The sequence below is a fragment of the Bacillus sp. TE9106W genome (genome assembly GCF_054062215.1).
Map to the genome: position 1 here is coordinate 82,171 of NZ_JBSSFA010000011.1, position 22,710 is coordinate 104,880.

A 22,710-nucleotide genomic window follows, 5' to 3' on the forward strand; every position below is an offset into this window, starting at 1 on the left:
TGTCACAATATGCATGAAAAATATGTTGAAAATTATAATAAAAAGGCTGTCTAGAAAGTTCTAGCAGCCTTTTTATTATAATTTTTTATGTTCATTTTTATTCGTAACACCGAGATGTTCTTGTAGTGTTGTCGATATATTATTGACGCTTTTTTCATTTGGAACGTAATAATAAATACCACCTATATATTTATCAGTACCTTCTACTTGCAATTTGTCCATTTTTAAGTTTGAACCCATTGAATTTTTTGCAATTGTCATCATATCATCAAAAGTTAAATTTGTTTTTAAGTCTTTATCAACAGCGTCTAATAGACCACCGATTTTATTAATGGAATTAAGAGATAATGCCTTTTCAGCAATAGCTTCTAAAACAAGTTGTTGACGTTGACCTCGCATATAATCACTATCGATATGACGAGTTCTAGCTAGTGCCAGTGCTTCTTCTCCATTTAAATGTTGACGTCCTTTTTTAAGGTGAATTGCATCAGCCTCATCTTTACTATTTTGTTCTGTGAATTCAACTGGAACATCGACAGTAATACCACCAAGGGAATCAACAATTTTGATAAATGATTTAAAGTTGAATTTTACATAGTAGTCAACTGGGACATCTAAAAAGTTCTCTACGGTATCAATCGTGCTGTCCACACCACCGAATACGTGCGCATGTGTAATTTTATCGTATTTCTCACGTGATTTAATGTAGACACGTGAGTCACGTGGAATACTAACAAGTTTAACAGATTTATCGTTTTTATTAATTGTGGCAAGTAATAGTGCATCTGTACGAGTTGCTTTCCCATAATTCTTGTCCCTAATATCACTTTCATCAACACCCATAATAAGTATGGAAATGTTGTCAGTCATAGGTTTAACGGCTTTTTCACGTTTGCTGGATTTATCTCCGCGACCCAGCTCAGAATAGGCATTACTTAAAATTGATTTTGCTTTACTGTATATATGGAAGGAGTATCCCCCTGCTCCAAGTGCTATAATCAGTAATGGAATAAGAAGGAACCAAAGTAGACGTTTTTTCTTTGAGCGTCCTTTTTTGGCTCGAGTATCTTTGTTCATATCGGATTTCATCATTTTTTCTCCTTTAAAACTATCAAAGTGTATACATCTAGAAGCGCATTTAAATACATAAAAAATATTGTACGCTAAATAAAAGCGATTGTACATGTATAAAAAATAGATGTCTTGATTATTTATCCGGTAAATACCCAATTGGTGAAGGCTAATAATGAGAGTAGGGATAGCCGAATCTGATTAAAGTTTCATTTTATAAGACACCTATTCGTTATTGTATACAAAAGATAGGGATAAGAAAATGATAAAATTTTACCTAATTACAACATAATGCTTACGATAATTGCAGATAAAATACTAACGAGAGTAGCTCCATATAGTAATTTAAGGCCAAACCTTGCAACAACGTTTCCTTGTTCTTCGTTTAATCCTTTTACCGCACCTGAAATAATGCCGATAGAAGAAAAGTTGGCAAAAGAAACGAGGAAAACAGAAATAATACCAACTGTACGGGGAGAAAGGCTATTAGAGATTTTACTAAGGTCCATCATTGCTACAAATTCATTCGTTACAAGCTTCGTTGCCATAATGCTACCAGCCGCGACAATTTCAGAACTTGGTACACCGATAAGGAATGCAACAGGCGCAAAGACGTAGCCGATTAATTGTTGGAAAGTAATGCCGAATATAATGAGGAATAGATCATTAATGCAGCTAATTAATGCGACGAATCCGATAAGCATAGCGCCGACAACGATAGCTACGCGAAAGCCATCTAAAATGTATTCTCCAAGCATTTCAAAAAAGCTTTGCTTTTCGCCTTTAATCTCTAAAATATCTTCGTCATCTTTAACGTCGTAAGGGTTAATGATAAGTACGATAATAAAACCACTAAATAAATTGAGAACGAGTGCGGTTACTACATATTTAGGTTCAATCATTGTCATATAGGCACCTACGATAGACATAGATACGGTTGACATGGCAGAGGCACAAAGTGTATAAAGACGGTGTTTTGGAATTTGAGCTAATTGTTTTTTGACTGTAATAAAAACTTCTGATTGGCCGACAATGGCAGAGGCGATAGCATTATAAGATTCTAATTTCCCAAGACCATTTATTTTGCTAAGGAAGTAACCGATCCAACGAATAAAAAATGGTAGTATTTTGAAATGTTGTAGTATACCAATTAAGACGGAAATGAAGACAATTGGTAATAAGACAGTAAGGAAAAAGGGCATTTCACCTTTATTGGCAAGGCCGCCAAATACGAAGTTTATACCATCAGCAGCATAATCGAGTAGCTTTGTAAACAAACTGGAGATGACCCGAATAAGTATGAGACCGATTTCTGTATTTAATAATAAATAGGTTAAAATTAACTGTATAAGAAGCATGATGAAAATAGGTTTAAATTTAATATGCTTCTTATTGTTACTAGCGATATAAGCAAGGAAGAAGACGACGATAAGTCCTAAGAAAAAAGTAATAAATTTCATAGTAAGCCCCCTAAAAGAGATATTCTGCTATATATGTTTTTCATTTCAAGGGAGAATATGCATCATTGGTAAAGAAAGGAATAAAGAAGTCATGAATATAAGTAGAGTGCATCACGTTGCAATTATTTGTTCGAATTATGAAGTGTCAAAGGATTTTTATACTAGGATATTGGGTTTTAAAGCGATAAATGAAGTATATAGAAAGGAAAGAGATTCTTATAAGTTAGATTTATGTGTAGGAAAAGAGTATCAAATTGAATTATTTTCATTTCCGGATCCGCCGAAGCGCCCGAGCTTCCCAGAAGCGGCTGGACTTAGGCATTTAGCATTTGCTGTTACAAATATAGAAGAAGCCGTGCAACATTTAAGTCAATGTGGCGTTGAAACTGAGGCGATACGTATTGATGAGATAACCGGGAAAAAATTTGTTTTTTTCCAAGACCCTGACGGTCTACCGTTAGAATTGTATGAGGTTTGAAATTGGTGAATTTTATATAGGGTTGCTTTTGAGTAAATGAAGAAACTAAAGTGAAACTTCTTTTTAAAAGGAGGTGTAACTTTAGCTAAGAAAGCTAAAGGGTATATGTGGATATTTTAAAATTACTGATGGTAGCCATCCTTATTGGATTAACAGCATTTTTTGTAGCTGTTGAGTTTGCAATTATTAAGGTGCGTAGCAGTCGTATTGATCAACTCGTTAGTGAAAAACGACGAGGAGCATTGGCAGCGAAAAAAGTAACTTCGAACTTAGATGAGTATTTATCAGCATGTCAGTTAGGTATTACAATTACCGCTTTAGGGCTTGGGTGGTTAGGCGAGCCGACTATAAAACATTTACTTGAGCCGTTGTTTTTAAAACTAAACTTATCTCCTGCAATTGCAAGTACCGTTTCATTTATTATTGCTTTTGCAGTTATTACGTTTTTACATGTTGTTATTGGTGAACTTGCTCCAAAGACGTTCGCCATACAAAGAGCGGAGCAAGTTAGCTTATTATTATCGAAGCCACTTATTTACTTTTACCGAATAATGTATCCGTTTATTTGGGCTTTAAACGGTTCGGCAAGGCTTGTAACAGGGTTATTCGGTTTACATCCAGCTTCTGAACATGAAGTAGCTCATTCAGAAGAAGAATTACGATTAATCTTATCTGAGAGTTATGAGAGTGGAGAGATTAATCAAAGGGAATTTAAATATGTAAATAATATTTTTGAATTTGATAATAGAGTAGCAAAGGAAATTATGGTGCCTCGTACGGAAGTTATAGGTTTATATGAGGACGAACCATTTGAAACACATATTAAAATAATCGCACAAGAAAAATATACGAGGTATCCTGTATTTGGTGAAGATAAAGATGAAATCATTGGGATGGTTAATGTAAAGGATTTATTTATTCGTTATATGGATGGTAATCGGGACGAGGAATGCTCCATTACGCCATATACAAGACCAGTTATTGAAGTGTTAGAAAATATTCCTATACATGATTTGCTATTACAAATGCAAAGAAAACATATTCCATTAGCTGTGTTGTATGATGAATACGGAGGTACAGCAGGGATTGTTACATTAGAAGATATTTTAGAAGAAATTGTTGGAGAAATCCGAGATGAATACGATGAAGATGAACACCCGCCTATAGAGCATATAAGTGAAGGGTGTAAAATTGTAGAAGGAAAAGTGCTTATTAGTGAAGTGAATGATTTATTTGGCATTCACTTAATCGCTGATGATGTAGATACAATTGGTGGCTGGATTATGGTACAAAAGCAAATCGTTGCTGAAGGAGATATTATTGAGAAACACGGCTTTTCTTTTAAAGTTCTGGAAAAAGATATGCATCAAATTAAACGAGTGGAAATAAAGAAGGTAGAAGAATGATTTTCTATAAAAGTTATATATAGAAAATTAAATGTTTGCGCTTTCAAAAAAGGTGCTATATAGTGAAGGTGGACACTGAAAAATTCTTCTGCATGATACTCGTGTTTTTAGAGGGCGAATTTTTTAAATAGGGATTTAGAATGAAAAGTATAGGTGATGAAAATGATAGCAACGAAGGATATACGTATAGAAAAAGACTTTTTAGGTGAAAAGGAAGTACCAAGTATAGCTTATTACGGTGTACAAACATTACGCGCTGTAGAAAACTTCCCGATTACAGGATATCGCATTCATCCGTCACTCATTACGGCAATGGCAATTGTGAAAAAAGCGGCGGCACTTGCAAATATGGATACTGGATACTTAGCGAAAGATATTGGACATGAAATTGCGGAGGCAGCGCAAGAGATTGTTGATGGAAAGTTCCATGATCAATTTATTGTGGATCCAATCCAAGGCGGTGCTGGAACTTCTATTAATATGAATACAAACGAAGTAATCGCTAATCGAGCGTTAGAACGTATGGGATATGAAAAAGGCGAGTATGCAAAAATTAGCCCAAATACGCATGTAAACATGGCTCAATCAACGAATGATGCGTTTCCAACGGGGATTCATATTGCAACTCTTATGATGTTAGAAGAACTTCTTATTACAATGGAAGAACTTCATGCTGCTTTTCGTGCAAAAGCAAAAGAGTTCGATCACGTCATTAAAATGGGACGTACACATTTACAAGATGCTGTGCCGATTCGTCTTGGTCAAGAATTTGAAGCGTATAGCCGAGTGCTTGCGCGTGATATAAAAAGAATTAAACAGTCTCGCCAACATTTATATGAAGTGAATATGGGGGCGACAGCTGTTGGTACGGGATTAAATGCAAACCCTACGTACATTGAACAAGTGGTTAAACACTTGCGAACATTTAGCGGATTCCCACTTGTTGGTGCAGAGCATTTGGTTGATGCAACGCAAAATACAGATGCATACACAGAAGTATCTGCAGCATTAAAAGTATGCATGATGAATATGTCTAAAATTGCGAATGACCTTCGTATTATGGCATCTGGTCCACGTGTTGGATTGGCGGAAATTCAATTACCAGCTCGCCAACCAGGTTCATCTATTATGCCGGGTAAAGTAAATCCTGTTATGGCAGAAGTAATTAATCAAGTGGCTTTCCAAGTAATTGGTAATGATCATACAATTTGCTTAGCGTCAGAAGCCGGACAATTGGAACTCAACGTAATGGAGCCGGTGCTTGTATTTAATTTAATTCAATCTATTAGTATTATGAATAACGGATTCCGTGTATTCCGTGAATATTGTATTAAAGGAATTACAGCAAATGAAGAATTGCTGAAGCAATATGTTGAGAAAAGTGTTGGAATTATTACAGCAGTTAACCCTCATATTGGTTATGAAGCAGCATCTCGCATTGCACGTGAAGCGATTGAAACAGGAAAATCTGTTAGGGAGTTATGTTTAGAACATGGTGTACTGACAGAAGAAGAATTGGATATTATTTTAGATCCATTCGAAATGACGCATCCTGAAATTGCTGGTGCTTCTTTATTAAAGGATAAGAAGATGTAATGTGAAAAACACCGATCCATTTGGATCGGTGTTTTATTTTTAAAAGATATTAAATACAGCGTTTAATTGAAGTAAGCTAATGATAGCTAAGAAGATTAAACTGTATTTCATTGCTGTTTTAAATAGGGCAGATTCTTTACCAACTAGTCCAACTGCTGCACAAGCAACTGCTACAGATTGAGGTGAAACCATTTTTGCCATTGTACCACCTACTACGTTTAAGGCAACAAGAGTAGAAGGAACGATGTTTAATTGATCTGCAGTTACTGCTTGAAGCGGTGCGAATAATGAACCACTTGATACTACTGATCCTGTAATGAATACGCCGATCCATCCTAAGATTGGAGAAAGAATTGGGAATGCATTACCAGTAGAAGAGAATGCAAGTCCAAGTGTAGATGACATACCAGAGTAGTTTTCTACGTAAGCTAACGCGATAACGCTACAGATTGTATATACTGGAGCTTTTAGCTCTTTCATTGTTTCAACCATTAATTCTTTAACCATTTTACCTTTAACGCGGTACACGATAAGTGAAACGATAATTGCTAATACGATTGCAGTAGTTGTAGATGAGAATACATCAAATTTGAAAACAGCTGCGAAAGGTGTATCAGCTTTTGTAATTGGTGTAGTTTTCATAACAGCATTATGAAGACCAGGGAATTGAATGTTAAATACTAAGTTTGCTAGTGCACCATCCGGAGCAAATAACGCTTTAATTGGTTTTAAATTAAAGATTGTTACGAAAGCAGTTAAGAATACGAATGGAGACCAAGCATATAAAATTTGATTGAATGTATGAGATTCTTTTTCTTCTTGTTTTTCTTCTTTAGTAGAAGATTTTGGCTGCCAAACACGTAAGAATAATGCAAGAGAGATCATACTTACAACGGCTGCGAAAATATTAGTAAGTTCTGCACCTAAGAAGTAAGTTACAACGAACTGAGTAATTGCGAAAGAAATACCACTTACAAGAATACCTTGCCAAGTTTCTTTAATACCTTTAATTCCATCGACCATTGAAACAAGTAAGAAAGGTAATACAATACTAATGAATGGTAAAATAAGAACAGTTTGACGACCGATAGTTAATGCATCAAGTTCAGTTAATTGTGCTGGTACTGTAACTGGGATACCCATAGCACCCATAGCACCACCAGCGATGTTAGCTACTAAACAAATACCTGCTGCTTTTAATGGGTTAAAGCCCATACCTACAAGTAGTGCAGCTGTAATAGCAACTGGAACACCTAGACCGGCTGCGCCTTCTAAGAAAGCACCGAAAGAATAAGCAATTAATAATACTTGTAAACGTTGATCATTTGTAATACTTGAAATGCTATCACGAATGATGTTGAATTGTTCTGTTTTAACAGTTAATTTGTAAAGGAAAATTGCTGCGATAACAATAGTACATATTGGGTAAAATCCAGATAAAATACCGAATCCAGCAGATGCTACAGCTACTGTTGCTGGCATTTTATAAACGAATATAGCAAGAATAATAGCGACAATCACACTGTAAAGACCAGCGATATAACTTTTCATTTTTAGTCCCATTAAACAAATGATGAAGCAGAAAATTGGAAGTGCTGCGATTAGAGCAGATAACCAAATATTGTTTAATGGGTCATAAATTTGTGTCCAAGTACTCATAATAATGACAACTCCTATCTATTTTATGTGAAGAAATTCACATTATTTGTGAAACTATTCACAATCAACTTACATGCTTAGTATATTCTTCTTCAACACTATTGTCAACGTGAAAAAGTATAATTATTCCATAATAGTGTTAAAAGAAACGTTTTGTTCATAAAGTAGACAAAAAGCCCACCCAAGTCTATTTGAGTGGGCGGGATAAATTATTTGCATATTCTTTTCTTTCAGTTGTTTATACATTATTGATCCTACAGTTCTATAGTAGAGACCGTCTTTGTATCGAATATGAGAAAGTATGTTGAAGTATGTAATATTTGCTAGGTTGGTACAGCTTGCCTCATTTGATCAAGTAAGAAAGGGGAAATAAATACATTTAATAGGAAGGATTTCATCACAGTTTAAGCTATTGAATACTATTTAAAAAGCAATAAGTTAAAATTTAATGTTATGATATCTCTTTTTACTGAAAATTCCTTTTAGCATAACAAAGAGGTTAAATATAACCCCAAAACGTTACGATAGGTTATCAATTATAGACGGTATTTTACAATATAATTACTGTACGTTGCAATGAGGTGAAAATATAACAAAAAGCCTGATAAAACAACGTTTGCAAGCAAAGTATTTGCAGCCCGTTATTTTGCTTTTTCGTTATATCATATAGTATAATATTCAAAATCAGCAAGGAATTTTTCCTGAGTTCTTTGCTGGTTAAGGTGGAAAAAATTTTCAGCTTTATAGGTTGATAAAGTTATGTCGTAACAGGAAATATAAGAACAGATATATAAATAAATAAAAAGAAAATAAAAACGAAAATGAGGGGAACTTTATGAGCCAAAATCAATTTGAATGTCGTATTTCAGAAGAAGATGTACAAATGTTAAGAGCGTTAGCGCATCCATTACGTCTACGCCTAGTAATGGAATTAATGCAACGTGGAACTTGTAATGTAACACAATTACAGGAAGTGCTAGAAATTCCACAATCAACAGTTTCGCAACATTTAACAAAATTAAAACAAAATAAAGTAGTACGCTTTGAAAGACGAGGATTAGAAGTGTATTATCAAATTCATAATGATAAAGTAAGTGAAGTAGTAAAAACATTATTTTCTTAAAATTTGAATATTATGGAAAAAGACGTGTGGGATATACGTCTTTTTTTATTTGTTAGAAAGGTGATATGAGAAAGAATGTTAATATGTAAGGAAAAAAGGCTAACCATTAAAATGTTGCTATATGGAATATATTCTAAAAGGAAAAGAAAAGATAGAAAGGAGTGTAATAAGTAAAAGGAGGGATAGTAGAATGGATGTAAAACGTGTGAAACAAATTTTATCTTCTTCAAGTAGAATCGACGTTACATATGAAGGCGTACCGGTATGGATTGAGAGCTGTGACGAGCAGAGTGGAGTTGCTCAAGTGTATGATGTATCTAATCCTGGAGAAAGCGTTCACGTGAACGTGACGGCTTTAGAGGAGAAGTAATAGAAAAGACGCTTCTAATATTTAGAAGCGTCTTCTTATTTATTCCATCATATGTGCAATTTTCTTAGAGAACATAAGAAGTACTAATCCGAGTACGATTACGATAACACCGATACTTGCGAATACTTCTAAATATCCTAAAGATTGAGTGAAAGCAGCTAATTGTCCTGCTAGTAAGTTTGCAAAGCCAGTACCAGCTAACCATACACCCATTAATAATGATGCTAATTTAACAGGAGCGATTGCACTTACCATAGATAATCCGATTGGTGATAAGAATAATTCACCAATTGTATGGAACATGTAAGTGAATACAATGAATAGTAAGTTTGCTTTCATTGTAATATTGCCTTCGTCGCTACCAGTTTTTAATACAGCTAAAGTTAAAACTAAATAGCCAATCCCTAGTAAAATCATACCAAATGCCATTTTTGTTGGGATTTTCAAATCACCATTTTTTGTTTTTGAAAGTTTAATCCATAATGCAGAAACAGGTAATGCTAGTAAGATAATGAATAGTGGGTTTACAGATTGGAACCAAGGTGTTGGAATTGTAAATCCACCAATTGTACGATCCACAAATTTATCTGTGTAAAGTGTTAAAGAACTACCAGCTTGCTCAAATCCTGCCCAGAAGAATACTACGAAACAAGTTAAAATTAAAATTGCAGCAGTACGTTTTTTCTCTTGTGTTGTTAAAGGTTTTTTCTCGATTGCTTTTGCATTTTTTTCTTTAGATTTTTTCCCTACAACAGTTGTTCCGATAGACCCTAAGTAACGAGGGGCTAAGAAGTTAAAAGCAAGCTGTCCAATGATCATACCGATACAAGCTGTTAAGAAACCGTATCTATAATCTGCGAAGTAACCGCAAATGAATGGAGCGATAAGAGCTCCTAAGTTAATTCCCATGTAGAAGATAGTGAAGGCACTATCACGACGAGAATCATTTTCGCTATATAATTGACCTAATAAAGTCGAAATATTTGGTTTGAAGAATCCGTTACCAATAACTAATAATCCTAATCCTAAAAATAGTCCAGTTTTTGTGTTCATTGAGAATAGTACAAAGTTACCAATTGCCATGATGATACCACCAATAGTAATGGCATGGCGTTTCGTAATGAAATGGTCAGTTAACCAACCACCAATAATTGGTGTGAAGTATACTAACATTGTGAAAATACCGTAAATTTGAACTGCAACTGCTTTATCAAATCCTAAACCGCCGCTTACTAAGCTCGTTGTTAAATAAAGAACTAATAAGCCACGCATTCCGTAATAACTAAATCTTTCCCATGCCTCTGTAAAGAACAACAAGTATAACCCTGGTGGATGTTTTTTTGGTGATTGTTGCTCTCCAGCTTTGTCTAATTTTAAAGCTGCATCCATTTTTGTTTCCCCCTAATCCTGTATAACGGATATTTATGTAATCATTTTAATTTACAAAATATTTAGAAGTCAATAGAATTATATGGAAATAGAAAGAAAATTTCTAAAAAAGTTCTATTTTACTTCGACCGTTACTGTATTTTGCCCTGAAAACAAGATGATAAGCGTTTTCAAATGTAATAATTGAATTCTAAAAGAAAATAAAATAGTGACTAATCAGAAAATTTAGATTAAAATATTTATTCTGATATAGAGAAAATATATTCTATTTACTTTTATAATATAACATATTGGGAATAAAAATACAAAATGAAATAATGTGACATTTAAGTGAATTGAAAAATAACCAGCTCCATAGAAGGGGAGCTGGTTAGGGAAATATTATTTAACAAAGCGTTTTTCGATATCATCTAATAGTAGGTTAGCAGCCATTACACCACCAGCTGTATTCCAAATAACGTCGTCAACTTTGTATGCTTTACCATTTTTCACTGCATTTAAATTTTTAAATAGAGGATCATTGATATATTCTTTTTCTAATTCAGAGCCCTTTTTCTCGTTTCCTTTATCGAATGTGAAGTAGAATAATACATCACCATCCATTGCAGAAATACGTTCTTTAGATACGTTACGCTCTGCGAAGTCATCTTTATTTTGATCGCCAGGACGCTTAAATCCAAGTTCTTTTAAAATAACACCAGAGAATGTATCACCATGATAAATACGAACATCACCAGGCATGAAGCGAACCATAGAGATTTCTTGATTTACTTTATCACCTAGTTTGGCTTTTAAATCTTTCATACGTTTATCGTAATCAGCTAAAACCTTTTGACCATCTTTTTCTTTATTTAATGCTTTTGCATAAAACTTGAAGTTATCTTTCCATTCACCGCGTAATGTTTCAGAGAACACAGTAGGTGCAATTGCTTTTAGTTGCTCGTACACTTTTTCGTGACGCATTTTGTTACCGATAATTAAGTCTGGTTTTAAAGAAGCGATTGTTTCTACGTTCACTTGTCCTTCGTCACCAACAACTTTTACATCTTTCATTTTATCTTTAATATGTGGATACCATGGATCACCAGTCCAAGATTTTACAGCCCCAACTGGTTTCACACCTAATTCAAGTAAAGCTTCAGTACCTTCATTTGTTAAAATGACTACACGTTTTGGATTAGCAGGAACTTCTGTTTTACCCATTGCATGTTCCACAGGAATCATTTCTTTTTTCGTATCTTCTTTTAATTCTTCTTTCGTATTTGATTTTCCACAAGCACTTAAAAGTAGTGAAAAGGCTAATAAAAATACAAATACTGTAAACGATTTCTTTCGCATGAAATTCATTATGTACCCCCTACATAGTGAGAATTTTTTTCAATAGCAAGCATGATATTAAGCTTTTATCTTATGATTGTCAATACATATGGTTGAAAATAATTCTCATTTCCGTTGACAATGAGAATTAAGTTGAAATACACTTACAACGTATCATTATACATTGAAGGGAAAACGCTGCATGTTATTAAAAACAAATCGAGCAAAATGGATTGGATTATTTGTTGGGATCATTGCAGTCATTACTTGTATTTGGGGAAGTATTATTTTCGGATATACAAATACGAGCTGGAAATTAGCGTTAGATGCTTTTTTTCATTTTAATGGTTCCAATGAACATATTATTATTCAAAATGTGCGTCTACCAAGAGCATTAATTGCAGCAAGTGTTGGTGCTAGTTTAGCCATTGCAGGTTGTCTTATGCAAACTTTAACGAAAAATCCACTTGCTTCTCCAGATTTTATTGGATTAAATTCAGGTGCTGCTTTCTTCATAGTTGTAGCAATTGTTATTTTTTCCGTGACATCATTATCAGCTTTCACGTGGATTGCCTTCTTAGGGGCAGCAATTGCAGCTGTACTTGTATTTGCTTCTAGTTCTTTAGGAAAAGAGGGGACAACGCCTCTTAAATTAACGTTAGCAGGGGTGGCAATTAGTGCGTTATTTTCATCATTAACACAAGGATTACTTGTGTTAAATGAAAAGGCGCTTGAAGAAGTATTATTTTGGCTTGCCGGATCTGTGCAAGGAAGAAAGTTAGAAATTTTACAATCAGTATTCCCGTATTTATTAATAGGCTGGATGGCATCTATTATGATGGCAGGGAAAGTAAATACATTAATGATGGGGGAAGACGTTGCAAAAGGACTTGGTCAAAGAACGATTTTAATGAAATCATTCGTACTACTTATTATTGTCCTGTTATCTGGTGGTTCAGTTGCGGTCGCTGGTCCGATTGGATTTATTGGTATTGTTACCCCGCATTTTGCCAGATTTCTTGTTGGAGTCGATCACAGATGGAGAGTACCGTATAGTGGTTTGTTAGGTGCAATACTATTAATCTTAGCTGATATAGCAGCAAGATATGTCATTATGCCGCAAGAAGTACCAGTAGGGGTTATGACAGCATTTATCGGGGCCCCATTCTTTATTTATATTGCACGTAAGAGAGGGCTTAGCAAATGAAGAAGTATATTCCGTTCCGTATAGGAAAAGGCGAGCTCTCGTTTTTAATGTATAAACGAGCTTGTCTCGTCTTATTCAGTTTACTAGTTGTTTTAATTGGATTATTTTTTGCGAGTGCAGGTATGGGAGACATGAAAATTGCTCCTTATGATGTATGGCAAGCGATTACTGGAAATGGCGATGCGATGTCAAATATGGTTGTAAATAAGTTTCGTATGCCTCGTATTTTAATTGCTATCCTTGTAGGAATCGCACTTGCTGTAGCAGGATGTATTTTACAAGGGCTCGTTCGAAATCCACTTGCTTCTCCGGATATCATCGGGATTACAGGTGGTGCAAGTGTTGCAGTTGTGTTATTTTTAGCTATATTTAGTGATAAAAATAATGCGCTAACTGTAAGCATTCATTATATGCCGTTAGCCGCTTTTATTGGGGCAACGATTGTAGCACTTTTTGTATATTTATTTGCATGGAGAAATGACGGATTATCACCGATTAGTCTTGTTTTAATTGGTGTTGGCTTTTGGGCATTAACGAAAGCGGCAACGACTTTGTTTATGTTGTTAGCGCCAATTTACCAAGCGAGTCAAGCGAATGTATGGATTACAGGCACTGTTTACGGTTCTTCTTGGCAAAATGTCATGGTACTTGCGCCGTGGGTTCTCATTTTAACGGTAATATCGTTTATAGCTGCTAGACATTTAAATGCGCAAGAGCTAGGGGATGATATTGCGGTAGGGCTTGGTGTTCCTTTAACGAAGTCACGCATATTTATGTTATTACTTAGTACAGCTTTAATTGGTGGAGCAGTTGCCTTTGCTGGTGGAATTGGATTTGTCGGTTTAATGGCACCTCATATTTCACGAAGACTAGTTGGTTCTTTATACGGTGCATTACTCCCGGTTGCGGCTATTGTTGGTGCAATTTTAGTACTTGCTGCAGATTTAATTGGGCGTACAGTTTTCACCCCACTTGAAATTCCAGCAGGGGTATTTACATCAGCAATTGGTGCACCTTATTTTATTTATTTACTTTATAAAAGTCGGAATTCATAAAGGAAGATGAATATGCAAAAAGCATTGGAGACGAAACGTTTGACGTTGTCTTATGGTGAAACAATTATTATTGATGAGTTGAATTTAGAAATTCCAAAAGGTGAAATTACAATCTTCATTGGTTCTAACGGTTGTGGGAAATCAACTTTATTGCGTTCATTAGCTAGATTATTAAAGCCAACAACTGGTGACATTTTGTTAGATAATCAAGCCATTCAAAGTATGCAAACGAAGCAAATTGCTCGTCAAATGGCAATTTTACCGCAAGGACCGCAAGCGCCAGAAGGGCTTACAGTATTACAACTTGTAAAGCAAGGACGTTATCCGTATCAAACATGGCTGAAGCAATGGTCAGAAAAAGATGAGGAAATGGTACAGAATGCACTTGCAGCAACAGGTATGACAGAATTTGCTGAGCGTGATGTGCATGCTCTTTCAGGTGGACAACGCCAACGGGCTTGGATTGCAATGACGCTTGCACAAGATACAGATATTATTTTATTGGATGAGCCTACTACCTATTTAGATATGACTCACCAAATTGAAGTGCTAGATTTATTATTCGAATTAAATGAAACAGAACAAAGAACAATTGTTATGGTACTACATGATTTAAATTTAGCATGCCGTTATGCAGATAATATTGTAGCCATTCAAGATAAACAAATATATGCACAAGGTAAGCCAGAAGAAGTAGTAGATGAGAAACTAGTACGTGATGTATTCCGAATGGAATGTCAAATTAGTACGGATCCGTTATTTGGGACGCCACTTTGTATCCCACATGGAAAAGGAAGACGTGTACGTAAAGAAGTTGCTCATGCAATGAGATAAAGAAAAAGACGATGAGGAATCATCGTCTTTTGTATTTTCGGCAAGAGAATAAGAGAAAGAGGGGAATACGTAAACGACGTTCATATTCTTCCGCGCTTTGAAAATAAGTTTGATTTGGTGTAGCTTCTTTTAAATTTGTAATTGTAAATCCAGCTTGTTGTAATAGTGTAAAATATTCTTCCGTTGTGCGGTGATATTTAATAACTTCTTGATCAATCCAAGGTTCAACGCGTTTTCCCGTTTTAAAATAATCATCGACGAGCCAGCTCGTTCTCTTTCCGCTCGTTTGCAAGCTTTCAAATGAAGAAGTAATAACAGGGTGTTGAACGCTAAAAGTAAATGATAGATTTCTTGTAATGAATCGTATATAATCTAGAATTGTAAGCGGTTACTTTAAACTATTTTTCTATAATAAATTCTGAAAACGTGTTAAGCTAGTAGAGGGATTATTAGAACTATTAAGACAATAATTCGCTTACATGAACGATGGGAGGCTTCACGATGTCTAGTAAAACACTTGCGAAATTTTTAGAAGAAAATTTAGAGGATTTAAAATCAAAGGGGCTTTATAACGTAATTGATCCGCTTGAAAGTTCAAATGGACCGATCATTACAATTGGCGGAAAAGAATATATTAACTTATCTTCAAACAACTATCTTGGATTAGCAACAGATAGCCGTTTGCAAGAAGCAGCAATTGGTGCAATTCATAAGTACGGCGTTGGAGCAGGAGCGGTTCGTACAATTAACGGTACTTTAGATTTGCATATTAAATTAGAAGAAACAATTGCAAAGTTTAAACATACAGAAGCAGCGATTGCTTATCAATCAGGATTTAATTGTAATATGGCAGCGATTTCAGCCGTTATGGATAAAAATGATGCGATTCTTTCAGACGAGTTAAACCATGCTTCTATTATTGATGGTAGTCGTCTATCAAAAGCAAAAATTATTGTTTATAAACATTCTGATATGGAAGATTTACGCCAAAAAGCAATCGCGGCGAAAGAATCAGGTCTTTACAATAAATTAATGGTAATTACAGACGGTGTTTTTTCAATGGATGGAGATGTTGCAAAACTACCAGAAATTGTTGAGATTGCGGAAGAATTAGATTTAATGACATACGTAGACGATGCACACGGTTCAGGTGTACTTGGAAAAGGTGCAGGAACGGTAAAGCACTTCGGTCTGTCTGATAAAGTTGATTTCCAAATTGGTACATTATCAAAAGCAATTGGGGTAATTGGTGGATATGTAGCAGGGAAACAAAACTTAATTGACTGGTTAAAAGTTCGTTCACGTCCATTCTTATTCTCTACAGCATTAACGCCAGCTGATGCAGCGGCTTGCATGAGATCAATTGAAATCTTAATGGAAAGCACAGAGTTGCACGATCGTTTATGGGAAAATGGTCGCTATTTAAAACAAGGGTTAAAAGAACTTGGCTTTAACATCGGGGAAAGTGAAACACCAATTACACCTTGTATTATTGGTGACGAAGTATTAACACAAGAATTTAGTAAACGTCTAAATGAAGAAGGCGTATATGCAAAATCTATCGTGTTCCCAACTGTAGCTAAAGGAACAGGACGCGTTCGTAATATGCCAACAGCAGCTCATACGAAAGAAATGTTAGATGAAGCAATTCGTAAGTATGAAAAAGTAGGGAAAGAAATAGGCATCATTTAAGTAACGACATCTTTTGAATAGCTTGCAAATGAGGAGTGGGGAAAATGAAAAAAATTCTAGTAACCGGTTCTTTAGGGCAAATTGGTTCAGAACTAGTAATGAAACTTCGTGATGTATACGGCGCATCAAATGTTATTGCAACAGATATTCGTGAAACAGATAGTGAAGTAGTAACGTCTGGTCCATTTGAAACGTTAGATGTAACAGATGGACAAAAACTACATGATATTGCAAAGCGTAATGAAGTAGATACAATTATTCATTTAGCAGCTTTACTTTCAGCAACAGCAGAAAAAAATCCGTTATTTGCATGGAATTTAAATATGGGCGGACTTGTAAATGCATTAGAAGCAGCTCGTGAATTAAACTGTAAGTTTTTCACGCCAAGTTCTATCGGTGCATTCGGTCCATCAACGCCGAAAGATAATACGCCACAAGATACAATTCAGCGTCCTACTACGATGTATGGGGTAAACAAAGTAGCAGGAGAATTACTATGTGATTATTATCATCAAAAGTTTGGCGTTGATACGCGCGGTGTACGTTTCCCAGGCTTAATTTCTTACGTAGCTCCTCCAGGAGGCGGAACAACTGATTATGCAGTTGAAATTTATTATGAAGCGATTAAAAAAGGCGCATATACCTCATACATTGCAGAAGGAACATACATGGATATGATGTACATGCCAGATGCTTTACAAGCGATTATTTCATTAATGGAAGCTGATCCAAGTAAGCTAGTGCATAGAAATGCATTTAATATTACAGCAATGAGCTTTGAGCCAGAGCAAATCGCAGCATCAATTCGTAAACACATCCCGACGTTTACAATGGACTACGCTGTAGATCCAGCTCGTCAAACAATCGCTGATAGCTGGCCAAACTCTATTGATGCAACAGCGGCAATGAAAGAGTGGGGCTTTAAAGCAGAATATGATTTAGACAAAATGACAACGGACATGTTGGCTAAGTTAAAAAAAAAGATCACAGCTGAGTTAGTGATGAATTAATAGGAAGGGTCGATTCTTAGGGATCGATCCTTTTAATTGAAGGAGAAAAGCAACATGCAAAGAGTTGATGTCGTATATGCACTAATACATGACGAAGAAACAGATAAAATATTAATGGTACATAATGTAGAACAAAATGTTTGGTCATTGCCAGGCGGGGCAGTTGAAAAGGGCGAAACGTTAGAGGAAGCTTTAGTAAGGGAAGTAAAAGAAGAGACAGGTTTAACGGTTATGGCAGGTGGACTTGTTGCGATCAATGAAAAATTCTTTGAAGAATCCACGAATCATGCACTATTATTTACATTCCGAGCGCATGTAGTAAAAGGTGAACTTGTTGCAGCAGATGAAGGAGAAATTTCCGCAATAGAGTGGGTGGACAGAGCAATTGCAAATGAACGATTCCCATTCTACGATGGAGGATTTGAGGCATTATTAGAAGTAGCCATTCCATACAAGTTTCAACCAGAAACAAAGTGATTGAAAGAAAAAACAGGAGCGACAACGCTCCTGTTTTTTCTATTCAATCGTCTTCAGTAATAACTTTTTCAATAGTGGTTTAATCTTCAGACGCAAATCTTCAGCGTGATTTGCAACTAAGAAGTGATGGTTATAAATGTTCTTCATTAATTGATAAGTTGCTTCTTTCGCTTCGCCTTCTTCGATAAATATCCCAATTACTTCCAAGCCGCTTTTACGAGCAAGTTTGACAGCTTCATGCGTATCTAAAATACCGTCTTGTTGATAGTCTAGTGCAGAAGGCTCACCGTCTGTGAAGACAAGTAAGAATTTATGCTTTTCTGGTCTTTTTGCAAGCTTTTCAGAAACGATCCGAATAATATATCCATCGCGGTTATCTTCTTCTTCGCGAAGCTGCATAATTTCGGGACCAACGTTTGGTAACGTTGAGTTTTTATACGTTACAACTTCATGGATAACGTTCGGTTTATCTTCAGGTTTCGCACTAGAAGCATCTTCCCAAAATCCGCTAATAGCGTGCGGGATTTTTAAAGATTTCAACGCTTCATGGAATAGAACCACACTCTTTTTCGTTTCTTCCATCTTGTTATACATAGAACCAGAACAGTCCACTAGTAGTTGGAATGCAACGTCGAGCTCTTGTGATTCTTGTCCTTTTTTATAAAACATGCGCGGCTGCTTTTCAGTATAAATACGAAGGAATTTCTTACGAAGTCTTCCGTAATATTTATCACTATTTGCATTCGTTTTATTTTCAATTGTTTTTTCGATAATTTTCTTTAATTCTTTTACATCTTTATTAACGACTGATTTAATAGCTTGGTAATCCTTTCTCTCATCAGGATTTGATTTACGAGCTTCTTTAAATGTATGAGAAGCACCAACGTTATACTTACCGTATGCACCATCATTTTGACTAGAAGCGTGTGAAGCTCTTGCTTCTTCTGTATCAGCACCATCAAAGTTGGATTGTGTACTTTTTTGAGAAGTACCTTGTACAGAGCCAAGTGCTTGATCACCATCTTCTGATTCGCGGGCAGTGTCACCCATCATATTTGTTTTTGTTCCGCTTTCTAATTCAAAACGTAAAAAGTTCTCATTTTCATTGTTTTTATTTTCACGATGCCATGTCGAGAAGCTTTCATTCATTTTATTTTTATTCTCATCATCAACGATTTGCGTATCATCATTTGCTAATTTTTCGGGACGGCTGTCTTTCTCATCTGCAATAACAGATAAGTAGAGCGGAGCATGTCCGAAATAATTGTTAAGCATATCACTTTCAAGAAGCTCCTCTAAACGATAGCGAATTTTCTCAACGATATACATAATATCTTCCGTATTACGAGCTTGGAATGTTTCATGCAGAATAGCTTCAATTTGCTCGAAATATTCATTATTAAACATTTCATATTTATCGCTCGTTAATGAAAGATAGCATAGACAAAATAGACGATCACCGTGATAGTTACGAACGCGATTGATTTCATTTTGTGAGCTAAAGTAATTGCGATACATTTCTTTTCTTCTTTTAAAAACATGCTTTGTGCCAGGGCGTAAGTTTTTTACGATTTCCTCAACACGTAAATCTTCTAATAGAACAAATAATTGTGTTAAAAACTTTTTCAAGGGTGATTCTTGTAATTCAATCGCATAAGAACGAATTAAAGTCATGTCCGAGTAATGTTTATTACCAAGTGCTTTTAAAAACACTTCGCTTTTTAATCCGATTACTGTATCCTCTTCTTTTCGATCATCCCAAAAGTGACTAATGACAACCTTTTTTTCAATTTCGTCGTAGTATGCTTTATAGCCATACTCAAGGTAGGCATCATCTTCTTTGAGAAGGGCATACATTAAGTTTTCCATTTGTAGAAACAGCGACGCATCAATTTTTTTGTCACTAAAAATTTGTCTCATGAATTATCCCTCAAAGAAATAACTTTCTGCTAATTCACGGACAGTCATTTGTTCTGTTTCATCATTTAATTTTGCGATAATACTACGTTCAATTGCACGCATAACAGGAATATATACACCTAAATCACATGCATCGATAATGCCACGAATACTTGCTGCTTCTTCACTTACGCGGCCATCACGAGCTAAAGGCATAAGATCGCTTGCAAATGCAACGAACTTTTCAATTGTTGCAACGTCTTTTAATTTTGATTCTGCTAATAATAGTTCTTTTAATGTATCACCTTGGATGTAAGGAACTTCAATAATAACGAAACGGTTTTTTAACGCTTCGTTTAGTTCACTTGTTCCAACGTAGCCTTCATTAATTGCTGCGATTACACGATACTCATCATCACCGTATACAACTTCTTGTGTAAATGGATTTGTAATCATTTTACGGTAATCTAATGCGCCGTGAAGAAGTGGTAACGTTTCAGGTTTTGCCATATTGATTTCATCAATATATAGGAAATGGCCGTTCTTCATTGCTTTCATAAGAGGACCGTTAACGAATGTAACTTCAGATGCGCCATCTTTCGTGTGTAGTGTGTTGTATCCTAAAATACCTTCTACATCTAAATCGACAGAACAGTTAATGCTATGCATTGGTTTTTGGAATAAAGAAGAAAGAGTTTCAGCTAATACTGTTTTACCACTACCAGTCGGCCCTTTTAATAGAATATTTTTGCCAAGAAGAAGTGCTGTAATGGCATCTTCGATAATGCTATTATCAGATGCTTTATATATTTTTGTACCGATTAAATGTGCATTTTCACCAGCTTCTTGTTTATTCTTTTCGTGAATTGTAGAAAGCTGCTGTTTTAAATCAGCATGTATATGAAATTGTTCTAACATGTATGTCCCACCTAACATTATTTTCATAAAGTAATACATCTTATGATAACTTGTTTTAATATGGTATGCAAAGAAAAGGAGAGGGGACAAATATAAAAGAACAAGCAATCAATAATACATTGATTGCTTATAGTAAAGGAGAAATGAGCCTCATAAAAGACTCTAATATTCGTTTTTTGATACTTCTCTTTTGGAAAGCGTTCCATTTAATTTCAGTAGAATGCTTAAAGTCATCTTCAAAATCACGTTTAATGTCATGAACAGTTTCTGATTCATACAGTACGCTAATAATTTCGTAATTCAATTCAAAGCTGCGTACGTCCATATTTGCTGTTCCGATTGTTGCAATCTTATCATCAACAAGTACAATTTTTGCATGCATAAAGCCATCTTTATAACTATAAATGGAGGCACCAGCTTTTAAAAGTGGAGTGAAGTAGGACTGAGATGCTTGATCACTAATAATACTATCACTTTTACCAGGATATAAAATGCGTACATCTATGCCAGATATTGCACTTAAACGTAATAATGTTAAAGTTTCTTGATCTGGAATAAAGTATGGTGTAGCAATCCAAATAGATTTTTTTGCAGAACCCATAACAGCTAATAACGTATTACGAATGCTTTTATCATCTGAGCTTGGTCCGCTCGCTACAATTTGCACAGCACCTTCTGCACTTGAAATTTCTTTACCAGGGAAGTATTGTCTATTCATAAATGGATCCCAGGAATAAGTATTCAATCCACTAGATGCATAGAGCCAATCCTCTAGAAAAATTGCTTGTAATTTATATAGCGCTTTTCCTTCTATTTTTAAATGACTGTCACGCCAAACGGGAAATTTTTTTGAACGACCAAGATATTCATCACCGACGTTGAGTCCCCCAGTAAAACCGATTTCCCCATCTACAATGACGATTTTACGGTGGTTACGATAATTAACCGTTTCAAGTAACCAAGCTGAAAAAATAGGATCAAATTCAACAATTTCAATTCCAGCTTCTTTCATAGGTTGTAAAAAACGTCTTCTTAACGTATTACTTCCGAGTCCATCATAAAGGAAGCGTACAATAACACCAGATTTTGCTTTTTTTATTAACGCATCCCCAACTTTTGTACCAATCTCATCAGATTTATAAATATAGTATTGAATATGTATATGATGTTTTGCTTGCTCGATCGCTTGCAAAATTTCTGAGAATGTTTGATCTCCGTTTGTTAAAAGTTTTGTAGTTGTTCTATCTGCTGCAGGCCCGCCTCCAAATTTTTGTACGACTTCTGTTAAATGGACAGAGCGTTCACTTAATGGGACTTTGAGTGATAACTCTAGTCGTCTTCCTTCTAATATTTCACGGAATAACTTTCTTTGTTCTTCTGAACGATGAAGATGCTTTTTTCTTCTCCAACGGCTACGACCGAAAATAGAGTATAAAAGCACACCTATAACGGGAAGAAGTGCTAATACTAAAAACCAGGCTAAGGTACTTTGAGGAGATCTATTTTCGATAAAAATAACGAATGAAATTCCTACAATTGTGATGGACCAGAGAACGCCGACAAATGTATATAACGAAATATAAGATGTATTTAATAAGAAAAGAACGATAGATACAATTGTAAATATTAATAGTAATTGGACGATAGGTTTCTTCATTTCTATATAATTCCTCTAATCTTTCCTCAATATAGATTTCCTAAATAGCAGATGTACTGTGACATTTTTATTATAAAGTGTTTTCTATTTTT

19 protein-coding genes and 1 pseudogene are annotated in these 22,710 nt (G+C 35.2%); 11 read left to right on the forward strand and 9 right to left on the reverse strand.

Annotated features, from left to right (window positions below; all coding sequences use genetic code 11):
- Positions 1 to 75: 75 nt before the first annotated feature.
- On the reverse strand, positions 76 to 1,092 hold the full coding sequence (locus ACVWY7_RS19305; RefSeq protein WP_001984694.1) for an LCP family protein: 1,017 nt from the start codon (positions 1,090 to 1,092) through the stop codon (positions 76 to 78).
- A 260-nt stretch (positions 1,093 to 1,352) separates the two neighbouring features.
- A complete protein-coding gene (locus ACVWY7_RS19310; RefSeq protein WP_073525718.1) occupies positions 1,353 to 2,531 on the reverse strand; it encodes a NupC/NupG family nucleoside CNT transporter in 1,179 nt (392 codons plus the stop codon).
- Between the two features lie 91 nt (positions 2,532 to 2,622).
- Here ACVWY7_RS19310 and gloA2 point away from each other — a divergent pair, with 91 nt between their 5' ends.
- The 3 genes from gloA2 (at position 2,623) to aspA (ending at position 6,011) form a co-directional block, all read left to right on the forward strand.
- Positions 2,623 to 3,009: an SMU1112c/YaeR family gloxylase I-like metalloprotein gene (gene gloA2, locus ACVWY7_RS19315; protein ID WP_073525710.1), complete on the forward strand. Its 387-nt coding sequence runs from the start codon at positions 2,623 to 2,625 to the stop codon at positions 3,007 to 3,009.
- A 107-nt stretch (positions 3,010 to 3,116) separates the two neighbouring features.
- A complete protein-coding gene (locus ACVWY7_RS19320) occupies positions 3,117 to 4,415 on the forward strand; it encodes a hemolysin family protein (RefSeq protein ID WP_000353297.1) in 1,299 nt (432 codons plus the stop codon).
- Between the two features lie 162 nt (positions 4,416 to 4,577).
- Entirely contained in the window at positions 4,578 to 6,011 is a 1,434-nt protein-coding gene (aspA, locus tag ACVWY7_RS19325; RefSeq protein ID WP_000562145.1) for an aspartate ammonia-lyase, read from the forward strand.
- A gap of 39 nt (positions 6,012 to 6,050) precedes the next feature.
- Here aspA and ACVWY7_RS19330 read toward each other — a convergent pair whose 3' ends face one another.
- Positions 6,051 to 7,670 carry an L-lactate permease gene (locus ACVWY7_RS19330; RefSeq protein ID WP_000109110.1) on the reverse strand — a complete coding sequence of 540 codons (1,620 nt, stop codon included), beginning with the start codon at positions 7,668 to 7,670 and terminating at the stop codon, positions 6,051 to 6,053.
- A gap of 835 nt (positions 7,671 to 8,505) precedes the next feature.
- Here ACVWY7_RS19330 and ACVWY7_RS19335 point away from each other — a divergent pair.
- Together ACVWY7_RS19335 and ACVWY7_RS19340 are read left to right on the forward strand one after the other, a co-directional pair.
- Positions 8,506 to 8,793, forward strand: coding sequence for an ArsR/SmtB family transcription factor (locus ACVWY7_RS19335; protein ID WP_000081429.1), 288 nt, complete (start codon positions 8,506 to 8,508; stop codon positions 8,791 to 8,793).
- A gap of 190 nt (positions 8,794 to 8,983) precedes the next feature.
- Complete coding sequence (locus ACVWY7_RS19340) at positions 8,984 to 9,163, forward strand: acid-soluble spore protein H (protein WP_000382683.1); 180 nt, start codon at positions 8,984 to 8,986, stop codon at positions 9,161 to 9,163.
- Positions 9,164 to 9,202: 39 nt separating this feature from the next.
- Here ACVWY7_RS19340 and ACVWY7_RS19345 read toward each other — a convergent pair whose 3' ends face one another.
- Both ACVWY7_RS19345 and ACVWY7_RS19350 read right to left on the reverse strand, forming a co-directional pair.
- Positions 9,203 to 10,552, reverse strand: coding sequence for a peptide MFS transporter (locus tag ACVWY7_RS19345; RefSeq protein WP_000338309.1), 1,350 nt, complete (start codon positions 10,550 to 10,552; stop codon positions 9,203 to 9,205).
- A 381-nt stretch (positions 10,553 to 10,933) separates the two neighbouring features.
- Complete coding sequence (locus tag ACVWY7_RS19350) at positions 10,934 to 11,899, reverse strand: ABC transporter substrate-binding protein (RefSeq protein WP_001010258.1); 966 nt, start codon at positions 11,897 to 11,899, stop codon at positions 10,934 to 10,936.
- Between the two features lie 172 nt (positions 11,900 to 12,071).
- On the opposite strand from ACVWY7_RS19350, the gene ACVWY7_RS19355 reads away from it, so the two are divergent.
- From ACVWY7_RS19355 to ACVWY7_RS19365, 3 genes are read left to right on the forward strand one after another with little or no spacing between them, the layout of a single operon-like run.
- Positions 12,072 to 13,076 carry a FecCD family ABC transporter permease gene (locus ACVWY7_RS19355; RefSeq protein WP_000925218.1) on the forward strand — a complete coding sequence of 335 codons (1,005 nt, stop codon included), beginning with the start codon at positions 12,072 to 12,074 and terminating at the stop codon, positions 13,074 to 13,076.
- Positions 13,073 to 14,131 (forward strand): FecCD family ABC transporter permease, encoded by a 1,059-nt coding sequence (locus ACVWY7_RS19360; RefSeq protein WP_000760047.1) that lies wholly within the window; start codon positions 13,073 to 13,075, stop codon positions 14,129 to 14,131. Before ACVWY7_RS19355 ends, ACVWY7_RS19360 begins: the two co-directional genes overlap by 4 nt.
- A gap of 12 nt (positions 14,132 to 14,143) precedes the next feature.
- A complete protein-coding gene (locus ACVWY7_RS19365) occupies positions 14,144 to 14,965 on the forward strand; it encodes an ABC transporter ATP-binding protein (protein WP_001167965.1) in 822 nt (273 codons plus the stop codon).
- Between the two features lie 19 nt (positions 14,966 to 14,984).
- On the opposite strand, the pseudogene ACVWY7_RS19370 reads toward ACVWY7_RS19365, so the two are convergent.
- A pseudogene (locus tag ACVWY7_RS19370) lies at positions 14,985 to 15,314 on the reverse strand (SAM-dependent methyltransferase); the annotation flags it as partial.
- Between the two features lie 152 nt (positions 15,315 to 15,466).
- Between ACVWY7_RS19370 and ACVWY7_RS19375 the strand changes: the two are divergent.
- From ACVWY7_RS19375 to ACVWY7_RS19385, 3 genes are read left to right on the forward strand one after another with little or no spacing between them, the layout of a single operon-like run.
- Positions 15,467 to 16,657 carry a glycine C-acetyltransferase gene (locus ACVWY7_RS19375; RefSeq protein ID WP_456523930.1) on the forward strand — a complete coding sequence of 397 codons (1,191 nt, stop codon included), beginning with the start codon at positions 15,467 to 15,469 and terminating at the stop codon, positions 16,655 to 16,657.
- A gap of 44 nt (positions 16,658 to 16,701) precedes the next feature.
- Complete coding sequence (locus tag ACVWY7_RS19380) at positions 16,702 to 17,667, forward strand: L-threonine 3-dehydrogenase (protein WP_326969472.1); 966 nt, start codon at positions 16,702 to 16,704, stop codon at positions 17,665 to 17,667.
- A gap of 54 nt (positions 17,668 to 17,721) precedes the next feature.
- Entirely contained in the window at positions 17,722 to 18,144 is a 423-nt protein-coding gene (locus ACVWY7_RS19385; protein WP_429669852.1) for an NUDIX hydrolase, read from the forward strand.
- Between the two features lie 39 nt (positions 18,145 to 18,183).
- Here ACVWY7_RS19385 and ACVWY7_RS19390 read toward each other — a convergent pair whose 3' ends face one another.
- From ACVWY7_RS19390 to ACVWY7_RS19400, 3 genes are all read right to left on the reverse strand, one after another.
- On the reverse strand, positions 18,184 to 20,064 hold the full coding sequence (locus tag ACVWY7_RS19390) for a vWA domain-containing protein (RefSeq protein WP_429669851.1): 1,881 nt from the start codon (positions 20,062 to 20,064) through the stop codon (positions 18,184 to 18,186).
- A 3-nt stretch (positions 20,065 to 20,067) separates the two neighbouring features.
- Entirely contained in the window at positions 20,068 to 20,961 is an 894-nt protein-coding gene (locus ACVWY7_RS19395) for an ATP-binding protein (protein WP_000892967.1), read from the reverse strand.
- Between the two features lie 127 nt (positions 20,962 to 21,088).
- The gene (locus ACVWY7_RS19400) at positions 21,089 to 22,618 is read right to left on the reverse strand and encodes a cardiolipin synthase (RefSeq protein WP_456523931.1); all 1,530 of its coding nucleotides are present in this window, start codon (positions 22,616 to 22,618) and stop codon (positions 21,089 to 21,091) included.
- Positions 22,619 to 22,710 lie beyond the last annotated feature (92 nt).

Excerpts from the sequence above, each read along its gene's own strand:
- ACVWY7_RS19305 (WP_001984694.1), bottom strand. The coding sequence starts at position 1,092 with ATGATGAAATCCGATATGAACAAAGATACTCGAGCCAAAAAAGGACGC.
- ACVWY7_RS19310 (WP_073525718.1), bottom strand. The coding sequence starts at position 2,531 with ATGAAATTTATTACTTTTTTCTTAGGACTTATCGTCGTCTTCTTCCTT.
- gloA2 (WP_073525710.1), top strand. The coding sequence starts at position 2,623 with ATGAATATAAGTAGAGTGCATCACGTTGCAATTATTTGTTCGAATTAT.
- aspA (WP_000562145.1), top strand. The coding sequence starts at position 4,578 with ATGATAGCAACGAAGGATATACGTATAGAAAAAGACTTTTTAGGTGAA.
- ACVWY7_RS19330 (WP_000109110.1), bottom strand. The coding sequence starts at position 7,670 with ATGAGTACTTGGACACAAATTTATGACCCATTAAACAATATTTGGTTA.
- ACVWY7_RS19335 (WP_000081429.1), top strand. The coding sequence starts at position 8,506 with ATGAGCCAAAATCAATTTGAATGTCGTATTTCAGAAGAAGATGTACAA.
- ACVWY7_RS19340 (WP_000382683.1), top strand. The coding sequence starts at position 8,984 with ATGGATGTAAAACGTGTGAAACAAATTTTATCTTCTTCAAGTAGAATC.
- ACVWY7_RS19345 (WP_000338309.1), bottom strand. The coding sequence starts at position 10,552 with ATGGATGCAGCTTTAAAATTAGACAAAGCTGGAGAGCAACAATCACCA.
- ACVWY7_RS19350 (WP_001010258.1), bottom strand. The coding sequence starts at position 11,899 with ATGAATTTCATGCGAAAGAAATCGTTTACAGTATTTGTATTTTTATTA.
- ACVWY7_RS19355 (WP_000925218.1), top strand. The coding sequence starts at position 12,072 with ATGTTATTAAAAACAAATCGAGCAAAATGGATTGGATTATTTGTTGGG.
- ACVWY7_RS19360 (WP_000760047.1), top strand. The coding sequence starts at position 13,073 with ATGAAGAAGTATATTCCGTTCCGTATAGGAAAAGGCGAGCTCTCGTTT.
- ACVWY7_RS19365 (WP_001167965.1), top strand. The coding sequence starts at position 14,144 with ATGCAAAAAGCATTGGAGACGAAACGTTTGACGTTGTCTTATGGTGAA.
- ACVWY7_RS19375 (WP_456523930.1), top strand. The coding sequence starts at position 15,467 with ATGTCTAGTAAAACACTTGCGAAATTTTTAGAAGAAAATTTAGAGGAT.
- ACVWY7_RS19380 (WP_326969472.1), top strand. The coding sequence starts at position 16,702 with ATGAAAAAAATTCTAGTAACCGGTTCTTTAGGGCAAATTGGTTCAGAA.
- ACVWY7_RS19385 (WP_429669852.1), top strand. The coding sequence starts at position 17,722 with ATGCAAAGAGTTGATGTCGTATATGCACTAATACATGACGAAGAAACA.
- ACVWY7_RS19390 (WP_429669851.1), bottom strand. The coding sequence starts at position 20,064 with ATGAGACAAATTTTTAGTGACAAAAAAATTGATGCGTCGCTGTTTCTA.
- ACVWY7_RS19395 (WP_000892967.1), bottom strand. The coding sequence starts at position 20,961 with ATGTTAGAACAATTTCATATACATGCTGATTTAAAACAGCAGCTTTCT.
- ACVWY7_RS19400 (WP_456523931.1), bottom strand. The coding sequence starts at position 22,618 with ATGAAGAAACCTATCGTCCAATTACTATTAATATTTACAATTGTATCT.